Raw genomic sequence first — 11,078 nt, 5'->3', positions numbered from 1 at the left:
AAGGAACCGTCATGAGCAATCCGTTCGACGACGACCACGCCCAGTTCTACGTCCTGGTCAACGAGGAGGGCGAGCACTCGCTGTGGCCCACCTTCGCCGCCGTCCCCGGCGGCTGGACCGTCGCCTTCGGCGCGTCCACCCGGTCGGCCTGCCTGCAGTACGTCGAATCGCACTGGCTCGACATGCGGCCGAACTCGCTGGTCGCGGCGATGGCCAACGAGCAGTAGTCAGTCCGCCCGCACCAGCGGCGGCGGCTGCCAGACACCTTCTCGCGCCGCAGGTTTCGGCGCGTAGAGGCGCAGCGTCAGCGAGAACCGGCCGCGCTCGGGCACGGGCAGCCAGTTGCCCGCAGGCACATCGCCGCCCGGGTCCGCGTGCTGCACGGCGATCATCACGGCGCCGTCCGGCCCCGCCACCGGCGCCGGGTAGTGCCCGACCGCGTAGATCCCGGCGGCGTTGGGCACCATCAGCCCGCGCTCGTCGTAGGCGGTGATCGACCAGAACGTCTCGACCGGCGGCAGACCGCCCGGCGGGAAGGTGATCCGGTAGCGCAGCGCCGTGCCGCCCGCGTCGGCGGCGTCGGCCCACAGGGTCGGGTACAGGACCTCGTTCGGGGTGACCGAACCGATCGTGGACAGCGCCACCGCCGCCCGGCGCAGGTAGTCGGTGCCGTAGTCGCCGCGTTCGTGACTGCGGGTCCAGCCGTTCACGGTGACCGCGCGCGGATCGACCCACCGCTCCGCCCGCTGCCTGCCCAGCCGGATCCCCTCGTCGAGCAGGCTGTCCGGCTGGCGGGCGACCGTCCCGCCCGGCACGATGCCGAGGGTCGCCAGCCGCGCGGCCATCGGCGCGTCGGCGGCGACCGGTTGATCGGTGGCCATGAGGCGGCACAGCCGGTCGTAGAAGGTCCGGCCGTCGAGTGCCGCGATCTGCTTGGCGGGCGGCTCGGCGCCGCGGTCGATGGCCTGGGTGCGGCTGCTGCCGCCGGTTCGCACGCCCTGGAGCCAGGCGCTGAGCGGCACGAGTGCCATCTGCCGCTGGATCGCGGCCACCCGCTCGGCGTCGGCGGGGCCGTCGACCTCGACCCGGCCGAGCAGGCGCGCGGTGCGGGTGGGCAGGGCCAGATGCGTCAGGCCCGCGGGCGCCGGGCCGGACCAGCCCGGCCCGGTCAGGAGGTAGGCGTACGGCGGCCCCTCGGCGCCGAGGGTGCTGCCCGGGTTCCTGCTGTCGGGCGTGTGCACGGTGTTGGACCAGGCGTCGATCATCTGGAACAGCCAGAACCGCCGCGGTTCCATCGCGGGCACCGACAGCACGAGCGGCTCGCGGCCGAGGTCGAGGAAGCCCTGGGAGGCGAGCATGTCGGTGTTGAGCCGGACCGTGCCCCGGTCCAGCGGGCCGGGCAGCACGCTGTGGTCGAGCGTGTTGATCGTCGAGCCCATCGACCTGGTCGCGTCGTGCAGGACCAGCGGATAGCCGAAGACGAAGGCGCGGACGGCGATCTCCTGCGGGTCCGGATCGTCGGTGGTCTCGGGGTCGCCGCCGTCCGCGCCGCAGCCGACGAACGCGCCGCCGAGCAGCGCGGCCGCCCCGAGGCCGAGGACGGCCCGCCGGGGCAGCGCCGGGCCGCCGTTCGCCCGCGGCTGCGCGGTCATCCGGTCAGCCCAGCAGCAGGCGGCGCATCAGGGCGGCCACCCGGGAGCGTCCGGCGTGCGGGTCGTGCCCGAACACCTGCACCAGGTCGATGGTGAGGGCGAAGGCGGCGTGCACGAGGAACCGGGCTTCGACCGGGGACAGGTCCGGGCGCACCTCCCGGACGAGGGCGGCCCACTCCTGCACGCTGGCCCGCTGGATGTTGCGCAGCACCGCGCGCTCCTCGGCGGGCACGTGCCCGAACTCGGCGTAGTACACCACCGCGAGGGCACGCTCGTCGAAGGTGTCGGTGACGAACTGATCGATGAGCAGCCGCAGCGCCTGCGCGCCGGAGTCCGCGGTGGCCACGGTCGGCCCGATCGCCCCGGCCACCCGGTCGGCGGCCCGCCGGAACGCGGCCGCCAGCAGGTCGCTCTTGCTGCGGTAGAACCGGTACACCGCCGAGGCGGCGGAGAGCCCGGCGGCCGTGGCGATGTCGTCCATGCTCACGTTGGGGTAGCCGCGCTCGTGGAAGAGCTCGACGGCCCTGCGTAGCAGCAGTTCGTGCTTGAACGAGGCCGGGATGTCCACCGGCGCCGGATGTTCCGGCTCGGGGGCGACCGGGGGCAGGTCGATGCCCGACAGCGAGAGGCAGGCCGCGCCGAGCAGCCGTTGCAGCCCGCGCGCGGGCAGGGCGGCGTGGTGGTCGCCGACGCTGGTCACCACGCCGAGCACCGCCGTGGTCAGCACGCGCAGGTCGGCCTCGGTGTCGCCGGGCCGGACCGCGGCGAGCTGGCCGCCCAGGGTGTCGAGCAGGGTCGCGCGCTGCCGGTCGAGGGCCTCCCGGTCGGCCGGGTCGAGGTAGCGGCCCTCCCAGCGGACCAGGGTGACGCTGGCGCGGTTGGCGATGGTCGCCCCGACCAGCCCGTCCAGCACCCGGTGCAGCCGCTGCTGCGGGGGTAGCGCGTCCGCCTCGGCGGGGAGCGCGACCGCCGCGGTGAGCGCCGCGCCGACGCGCAGCAGTTCCTCCCGGAACAGCGCGTACTTGCTCGGGTAGTGGCGGTAGAGCGCCGCGGAACTGATCCCCAGTTCCGCCGCGATCTCCTCCATGCTCACCCCGTGGTACCCGGCGGCGCCGAACGCCGCGGCCGACGCGGCCGCGATCTGTGCCCGCCGATCCTTGGGTCTGCGCCGTACCGCCGTGGCCCCGTCCGTCGCACGCTTCACCCGCGATCCGCCGTCCATGGACTGTCATAGTAAGCGGAAGGACGCGCCCGGCCCGGGTGCCGAGCGGGCGCGTCGCGTGCCGAATCCCGTGGTCAGCGAGGTGGATTGATACCCGCGTACCAGTCGAGCAGCGCCGGATCGTCCACGGCGCTGCGTTCGACCACGCGCGCCGGGTCGGCGCCCTGGAACAGCTTCTTGATCGGCACTTCCAGCTTCTTGCCGGTGCGCGTGTGCGGAATGCCCGGTGCCACAAGGATTTCGTCGGGGACGTGCCGGGGCGAGACCTCGGCGCGGATCACCCGCGCGATCCGGTCCCGCAGCTCGTCGGTGAGCTCGGCGCCGGGGGCGAGCACGACGAACAGCGGCATCCAGTAGCCGCCGTCGGGGAGTTCCGCGCCGATGACGAGTGCCTCGGCGATCTCGGGCAGCTGCTCGACGACCTGGTAGATGTCCGCGCTGCCCATGCGGATCCCGTGCCGGTTCAGCGTGGAGTCGGAGCGGCCGTGCACCACGACGCTGCCGCGTTCGGTGAGGGTGATCCAGTCGCCGTGCCGCCAGACACCGGGGTAGGTGTCGAAATAGGCATCGTGATAGCGCTTTCCGTCCGGGTCGTTCCAGAATCGCACCGGCATGGACGGAATCGGCTTGGTGACGACCAATTCGCCCACCTCGCCGCGCACCGGCGCGCCCGTCTCGTCGAACGCGTCGACCGCCACACCGAGGTAGGGCGCCGACAACTCGCCCGGCCACACCGGCACGGTCGGCACGCCGCCGAAGAAGGCCGACACGACATCGGTGCCGCCGCTGATCGAATTGACCTGGACGTGCTCGCCCGCGTGCTCGTTCAGCCACAGCGCGCTCGACACCGGCAGCGCGGAACCGGTGATGCCCACGCTGCGCAGCGCCGACAGGTCGTGCTCGCGGCGCGGATCGGCGCCGGCCTTGATACAGCCGAGCACGTAGCCGGGGCTGGTGCCGAACACCGTCGCGCCGGTCTCGGCGGCGATGCGCCACAGCGTGTCCGGGCCGTCGGCTGTGGGGCTGCCGTCGTAGGTGACGATCGTGGCGCCGTTCAGCAGGCCGGCGACCTGGAAGTTCCACATCATCCAGCTCGGGCTGGTGAACCAGAAGAAGGTGTCGTCCGGCCCGATGTCGGACTGCAGCGCAACGGCTTTGAGGTGCTCGAGCAGGACGCCGCCGTGCCCGTGCACGATGCCCTTGGGCAGGCCGGTCGTGCCGGAGGAGAACACGATCCACAACGGGTGGTCGAACGGCACACTCGCCACGTCGAGTTCGGGGGTCGCCGGGCCCGGGGTCGGCCACGGCAGCGCCCCGGGCACCGGGAGCCCGAGCCGCGACACCGCCAGGGTGGCGCGCAGGCCGGGCAGGCCCGCCCGCAACGCGGCGATGTCGGCGCGCTTGTCGTGGTCCTTGCCGCCGTAGCGGTAGCCGTCGGCGGTGACGAGCACCGCGGGCTCCAGCTGGCCGAGGCGATCCAGCGCGGCCTTGGCCGAATAGTCCTGGCCGCAGGCGCTCCACACCGCGCCGAGGGCGGCGGTGGCCAGGAACGCCACCACCGCCTCGGGGATGTTGGGCAGGTAGCCGATGACCCGGTCACCCGCGGACACCCCGAGCTCGCGCAGCGCCGCGGCGGTGGCGGCCACCGCGCCGAGCAGCTCGGCCCAGGCGATCGGTCGCGGCGCGGCGCCCTCGTGCACCGCCAGGATGGCCGGGCGGTCGTCGCGGGCCCGGCCGACGATCCGGTCCACGTAGTTCAGCCGGGTGTCCGGGAACCAGCGCGCCCCCGGCATGGCCGGGTCGGCCAGCACCGCGCCCGGCCGCTCGCCGAGGTCGAAGTAGTCCCACAGGGCGCCCCAGAACTCGTCGGGGGAGTCGACCGACCACTGCCACAGCTCCCGGTAGCCGGGGTAGTCCGTGCCGGTCCGCCCGGTGACGAACCGGGCGAAGTCGGTGATCCGCGCGGCGGCGATCTCGGATTCGGTGGGCTCCCACTGTGCGTGCACTGCGGCTCCTGTCCTCGTGGGGTGAATCGGTGTGCGGCTCAGGCGCGTCCGGCGCGGCGCACGATCTGCTCGGCGTGCCGCAGGATCGGGGCGTCGACCATTCTGCCCTCGAACGCGAACACCCCGCGATGGTTCGGGACCTCGGCCAGCACCCGGCGGGCCCAGGCCACCTCGTCGGGATCGGGGGCGAACCCCGCCCGGATGACCGCGACCTGGTTCGGGTGGATGGCGACCTTGGCGTCGAAGCCGACGGCGACGGCGTCGACGGTCTCCGCGGCGAGGCCGTCGAGGTCCGCGATGTCGAGGAAGACCGAGTCCAGCGCGAAGCGCCCGAACGCCTTGGCCGCCAGCAGGCTCTGCGACCGCACGTGCCGGGCGACGTCGCGGTATCCGCCGTCGGCGTGCCTGCTCGCCTTGCCGCCGAGCCCGGCGACCAGGTCCTCGGCGCCCCACATGACCCCGATCGCGTTGTCCACCGCGACCGTCTCGGCCACCCGGATCGCGCCGAGCGGCGACTCGACCAGGACGATCACCTCGTGGCCCGCCAGGCCGCGCACCTGGTCGGCCGCCTCGCACTTGGGCAGCATGACGCGCCGGTAGCCGGTGCGGGCCAGCGTCGCCAGGTCGGCCGCGTGGTCGTCGGTGCCCGCGGCGTTGATCCGGACGACGGTGTGATCGGGATCGAGCGGGGTGGCGACGAGCGCGGCGCGGGCGGCGTCCTTGTCGGCGGCGGCCACCCCGTCCTCGAGATCGAGGATCACCACGTCGGCGACCGCCGCGGCCTTGGCGAACCGCTCGGGACGGTCGGCCGGGCAGAACAGCCAGGCCGGGCCGCTCGGCTGCCAGGTCATGCGGTGGGCTCCAGCCGCACCAGGGCCTTGCGCACCGCGGTCGCGACCACGACGCCGTGCTGATTGCGGCCGGTGTGCGCCAGCTTCACGATGCCCTCGCCCGGCCTGCTCCGCGACTCGCGCTTCTCCAGCACCAGGGTCTCGGCGTAGAGGGTGTCGCCGTGGAAGACGGGCGCGGGAGTGCCGAACTCCTCGAACCCGAGGTTCCCGACGAGCGTGCCCTGGGTGAGCTGGGCGACGGAGAGGCCGACCAGGGTCGACAGGGTGAACATGGAGTTCACCAGGCGCTGGTTGAACGGCGGCTGCGCGTCGGCGAAGTGCGCGTCCAGGTGCAGCGCCTGGGTGTTCATGGTCAGCGTGGTGAACAGGACGTTGTCGGCCTCGGTCATGGTCCGGCCGGGCCGGTGCTCGTAGATCGCGCCGACCTCGAACTCCTCGAACCACAGCCCCCGCTGCACGATCCGGCGCGGCTGCGCGCCCTCCGGCGCCGTCACAGGCCGAGCCCCCGGGCGATCAGCATCAGCTGCACCTCCGTCGTGCCCTCGCCGACTTCGAGGATCTTGCTGTCACGGTAGTGCCTGGCGACCAGGTATTCGTTCATGTAGCCGTTGCCGCCGAAGATCTGGGTGGCGTCGCGGGCGTTGTCCATGGCGGCCTCGCTGGAGACCATCTTCGCGATCGAGGCCTCCTTCTTGAACGGCTTGCCCGCCAGCATGAGCGCCGCCGCGTCGTAGTAGGCGGTGCGTGCGGTGTGCGCGCGGGCCTCCATGCGGGCGATCTTGAAGGCGATGGCCTGGTTGTGGCCGATCGGACGCCCGAAGGCGACGCGCTCCTTGGCGTAGCGCACGCACTCGTCCACGCAGCCCTGCGCCACGCCGACGCCGAGGGCGGCGATGGCGATCCGGCCCTCGTCGAGGATGCGCAGGAAGTTGGCGTAGCCGCGCCCGCGTTCGCCCAGCAGGTTGGCCGCGGGCACCCGCACGTCGGTGAAGCTGAGCGGATGGGTGTCCGAGGCGTGCCAGCCGACCTTGCTGTAGGCGGGCTCGGCCACGAAACCGGGGGTGCCCGCGGGCACCAGGATGGTGGAGATCTCCTTCTTGCCGCCGTTGTCCCCGGTGACCGCGGTGACGGTGATCAGCCGGGTGATGTCGGTGCCGGAGTTGGTGATGAACTGCTTGCTGCCGTTGATCACCCACTCGTCGCCGTCGAGGACGGCGGTGGTGCGGGTGCCGCCCGCGTCCGAGCCCGCGTCGGGTTCGGTCAGGCCGAACGCGCCGAGGCCCTGGCCGCTGGTCAGCTGCGGCAGCCACTCCTTCTTCTGCTCGTCGGTGCCGAACCGGTACAGCGGCATGGCACCGAGCGAGACGCCGGCCTCCAGGGTGATGGCCACGCTCTGGTCGACCTTGCCCAGTTCCTCCAGCGCCAGGCACAGCGCGAAGTAGTCGCCGCCCATGCCGCCGTACTCCTCCGGGAACGGCAGGCCGAACAGGCCCATCTCGCCCATCCCCGCGACGACCTCGTACGGGAAGCTCTGTTCGGCATCGTGTTTCGCGGCCACCGGGGCGACGACCTGCTGCGCGAAGTCGCGCACCGTCAGCGCCAGCTGGCGGTACTCCTCGGGCAGCGTGCCCGTCGACAGGTACTCGGTCATGCGGGAAGTCCTTCTCGTGCGGGGGTTTCGGCGGAGTCGGCGGCGATCACGCGCACCAGCGGCTGGTCGAGACGCACCTGTTCACCGGGCGCGACCAGCGGTTCGACCGTGCCGTCGACGGGCGAGGTCAGGGTGTGTTCCATCTTCATGGCCTCGACGATCACCACCGGATCGCCCGCCGCCACCTGCTGTCCGGCGGCGACGGGCACCGCGATCACCGAGCCCGGCATCGGGCTGCGGATCTCCGCGTCGCCGACGTGGGCGGCGTCGGCGGGGCCGGCGGTCTCGTCGAGTTCGCCGAGCACGGCGACGCCGCCGGGCCCGTCGATCCAGAGCCGGTCGCCCGCCTCGGCGATGCGGAACCGGGCGCGCAGGCCGTCCACGGTCAGCGCGAGGTGGTCGCCGTCGAACGCGGCCGTGAGCGTGGCGGATTCGCCGTCGTCGAGCCGGACGGTCGCGGCGTCCGGGGTGCCGGTGACGGCGACGTGGCGGACCAGATCGCCCGCCGCCAGCCGGATCCCGGTCGGCGCGGGCGCGCCGAGCCGCCAGCCGTTGGGGATGTCCCACGGGTCGCCGCCCGCCGCGGGCCAGCGCCGCAGCCACAGGAACGCGGCCGCGGCCACGAAGGCGTCGTCGTCGACGGGAGCCGGGGCGAAGTCGGCGGCGCGGCGGTCGAGCAGGGCGGTGTCGAGGCGGCCCGCCTGCACGTCGGGGTCGGCGAGCAGGAACCGCAGGAACTCGATGTTGGTCGTCACGCCGAGCACGGTGGTGCGGTCCAGCGCCCGGTCGAGCGCGGCAAGGGCGTCGGCGCGGGTGGTGCCGCGGGCGATGACCTTCGACAGCATCGGGTCGTAGTCGCTGCCGACCACCGTGCCCTCGGCGATCCCGCTGTCCACCCGGACGCCCGGCCCGCCCGGTTCCTCGAGCGCGAGCACCGTGCCGCCGGTCGGCAGGAAGCCGCGGCCCGGATCCTCGGCGTACACGCGGGCCTCGATGGCGTGGCCGCTGAGAGAGATGTCGTCCTGCGACACCGCCAGCTTCTGGCCGGCCGCCACCCGCACCTGGGCCTCGACCAGGTCGACGCCGGTGACCATTTCCGTGACCGGATGTTCCACCTGCAGACGGGTGTTCATCTCCATGAAGAAGAACTCGTCGGGCCGGTCGGCGGAGACGATGAACTCCACCGTGCCCGCGCCCACGTAGGACACGCTGCGCGCGGTGTCGCACGCGGCGGCGCCGATGCGCGCGCGGGTGGCCGGGTCGAGCAGCGGCGAGGGCGCCTCCTCGATGACCTTCTGATGCCTGCGCTGCAGGCTGCACTCGCGCTCGCCCAGGTGCACCACGTTCCCGAACCGGTCGGCCATGACCTGCACCTCGATGTGGCGCGGCCGGGTGACGAACCGTTCGAGGAACAGGGTGTCGTCGCCGAAGGCGGCCGCCGCCTCGCGGCGGGCCGAGGCCAGCGCGTCCGGCAGGTCGGCCGCGTCGTCCACCCGGCGCATGCCCTTGCCGCCGCCGCCGGCCGACGGCTTGACCAGCACCGGATAGCCGATCTCGCCGGCCGCCGCGATCAGTTGCTCGTCGGTGAGGCCGGGTTCGGCGATACCGGGGACCACCGGAACCCCGAAGGCCGACACCGTCTTCTTGGCGGTGATCTTGTCGCCCATGATCTCGATCGCTGCCGCGGGCGGGCCGAGGAAGACGATGCCCGCCGCGTCGAGGGCGGCGGCGAAGGCCGGGTTCTCCGACAGGAACCCGTAGCCCGGATGCACGGCCTGCGCGCCCGCGCGCACCGCGGCGGCCACGACCTTGTCGATGGCGAGGTAGCTCTCGCGGGCGGGCGCGGGGCCGAGCCGGACGGCCACGTCGGCCTCGCGCACGTGCCGGGCGCCCGCGTCGGCGTCGCTGTAGACCGCCACCGAGCGGATGCCCATGGCGCGCAGGGTGCGGATGACCCGCACCGCGATCTCGCCGCGGTTGGCGACGAGCACGGTGTCGAAGTCGACGGGGTTGGCTTTGTTCAGCATCGCGCTCACATCCGGAAGACGCCGTAGGAAACAGGATCCAGCGGCGCCTGGGCGCACACCGAAAGGGCAAGGCCGAGCATGTCTCTGGTGCGGTCCGGGGCGATGACGCCGTCGTCCCACAGGCGCGCGGTCGCGTAGTACGGGTTGCCCTGGGTCTCGTACTGGTCGCGGATCGGCGCCTTGAACGCCTCCTGCTCCTCGTCGGGCCACGGGGTGCCCGCCTTCTCCAGCTGGTCGGCGCGCACCGTGGCCAGCACCGAGGCCGCCTGCTCGCCGCCCATCACCGAGATCCGCGCGTTCGGCCACATCCACAGGAAGCGCGGCGAATACGCGCGTCCACACATGGAGTAGTTGCCCGCGCCGTAGGAGCCGCCGATGACCACCGTCAGTTTCGGCACCCGCGCGCAGGCCACCGCGGTGACCATCTTGGCGCCGTGCTTGGCGATGCCGCCCGCCTCGTAGTCGCGGCCGACCATGAAACCGGTGATGTTCTGCAGGAACAGCAGCGGGATCTTGCGCTTGTCGCAGAGCTCGATGAAATGCGCGCCCTTCATGGCGGATTCGCTGAACAGCACGCCGTTGTTGGCCACGATGCCCACCGGATGGCCGTGGATGCGCGCGAAGCCGGTGACCAGCGTCTTGCCGTACTCGGCCTTGAACTCGTGGAATCCGCTGCCGCCGTCGACGATCCGGTCGATCACCTCGCGCACGTCGTAGGGGGTCCTGAGATCGACGGGCACGACGTCGTAGAGCTCGTCGGGGTCCTTGGCGGGCGGGGTGCTGGGCAGCACCTCCCACGGCGCGGCGGGGCGCGGGCCGAGGGTGGCGACGATGTCGCGGACGATGCGCAGCGCGTCCTGATCGTTCTCGGCCAGGTGGTCGGTGACGCCGGAGGTGCGCGAATGCAGCGCGCCGCCGCCGAGTTCCTCGGCGGTGACGACCTCGCCGGTCGCCGCCTTCACCAGCGGCGGGCCGCCGAGGAAGATGGTGCCCTGGTCGCGGATGATGACCGCCTCGTCGGCCATGGCGGGTACGTAGGCGCCGCCCGCGGTGCAGGAGCCGAGCACGGCCGCGATCTGGGCGATGCCCCGCGCGCTCATGTTCGCCTGGTTGTAGAAGATGCGCCCGAAGTGGTCCCGGTCGGGGAACACCTCGTCCTGCCGGGGCAGGAACCCGCCGCCGGACTCCACCAGGTAGACGCACGGCAGGTGGTTCTGCGCGGCGACCTCCTGCGCCCGCAGGTGCTTCTTGACCGTCATCGGGTAGTAGGTGCCGCCCTTGACCGTCGGGTCGTTGGCCAGCACCAGGCACTCGCGGCCCGAGACCCGGCCGATGCCCGCCACCACGCCCGCCCCGGGGCATTCGTCGTCGTACATGCCCTCGGCCGCGAGCGGGGCCAGCTCGAGGAAGGGGCTGCCCGGGTCGAGCAGGTGGTCGATGCGCTCGCGGGCGAGCAGCTTGCCGCGCGCGACGTGGCGTTCGCGCGACTTCGCCGGGCCGCCGAGGGCGGCCCGGTCGGTGCGCTCGCGGAGCTCGGCCAGTAACGCTCGGTGCGCGGCGCGGTTCTCGCCGGTGGTGGTCATCACGCCATCCTGCCAGTTGAGTTAATCGCTGATAACTGAAATTCAGGTTAATATCGACTAACCGAGTTGTCCAGAACCGCCGAAGG

The 11,078-nt window shown here is 72.7% G+C and carries 9 protein-coding genes; 1 reads left to right on the top strand and 8 read right to left on the bottom strand.

From position 1 onward, the window contains the following. Positions 1-11: 11 nt before the first annotated feature. Positions 12-227, top strand: coding sequence for an MbtH family protein (locus ON36_RS24670; RefSeq protein ID WP_043658329.1), 216 nt, complete (start codon positions 12-14; stop codon positions 225-227). Here ON36_RS24670 and ON36_RS24665 read toward each other — a convergent pair whose 3' ends face one another. From ON36_RS24665 to ON36_RS24630, 8 genes are all read right to left on the bottom strand, one after another. Further along, positions 228-1,652 carry a DUF1254 domain-containing protein gene (locus ON36_RS24665; protein WP_043658326.1) on the bottom strand — a complete coding sequence of 475 codons (1,425 nt, stop codon included), beginning with the start codon at positions 1,650-1,652 and terminating at the stop codon, positions 228-230. Positions 1,653-1,656: 4 nt separating this feature from the next. Next, positions 1,657-2,874, bottom strand: coding sequence for a TetR/AcrR family transcriptional regulator (locus ON36_RS24660; protein ID WP_043658323.1), 1,218 nt, complete (start codon positions 2,872-2,874; stop codon positions 1,657-1,659). A gap of 74 nt (positions 2,875-2,948) precedes the next feature. Beyond that, positions 2,949-4,880 (bottom strand): acetoacetate--CoA ligase, encoded by a 1,932-nt coding sequence (locus ON36_RS24655; RefSeq protein WP_043658320.1) that lies wholly within the window; start codon positions 4,878-4,880, stop codon positions 2,949-2,951. A 38-nt stretch (positions 4,881-4,918) separates the two neighbouring features. Then, on the bottom strand, positions 4,919-5,731 hold the full coding sequence (locus tag ON36_RS24650) for an HpcH/HpaI aldolase/citrate lyase family protein (RefSeq protein WP_043658317.1): 813 nt from the start codon (positions 5,729-5,731) through the stop codon (positions 4,919-4,921). After that, positions 5,728-6,225, bottom strand: a complete 498-nt coding sequence (locus ON36_RS24645) for a MaoC family dehydratase (RefSeq protein ID WP_043658314.1) — start codon at positions 6,223-6,225, stop codon at positions 5,728-5,730. The genes ON36_RS24650 and ON36_RS24645 overlap by 4 nt, the downstream gene beginning before the upstream one ends. Then, positions 6,222-7,382 carry an acyl-CoA dehydrogenase family protein gene (locus ON36_RS24640; RefSeq protein WP_043658311.1) on the bottom strand — a complete coding sequence of 387 codons (1,161 nt, stop codon included), beginning with the start codon at positions 7,380-7,382 and terminating at the stop codon, positions 6,222-6,224. Before ON36_RS24640 ends, ON36_RS24645 begins: the two co-directional genes overlap by 4 nt. Continuing rightward, complete coding sequence (locus ON36_RS24635) at positions 7,379-9,409, bottom strand: ATP-binding protein (protein ID WP_043658444.1); 2,031 nt, start codon at positions 9,407-9,409, stop codon at positions 7,379-7,381. Before ON36_RS24635 ends, ON36_RS24640 begins: the two co-directional genes overlap by 4 nt. Positions 9,410-9,414: 5 nt before the next feature. Then, positions 9,415-10,992, bottom strand: a complete 1,578-nt coding sequence (locus tag ON36_RS24630) for a carboxyl transferase domain-containing protein (RefSeq protein WP_043658309.1) — start codon at positions 10,990-10,992, stop codon at positions 9,415-9,417. Positions 10,993-11,078: the final 86 nt, after the last annotated feature.

The sequence above is a fragment of the Nocardia thailandica NBRC 100428 genome, assembly GCF_000308795.1.
GTDB classification, from domain to species: domain Bacteria; phylum Actinomycetota; class Actinomycetes; order Mycobacteriales; family Mycobacteriaceae; genus Nocardia; species Nocardia thailandica.
The sequence above is the reverse complement of the archived record's forward strand: the minus strand, read 5'-3'. Positions and strand labels throughout refer to the sequence as shown.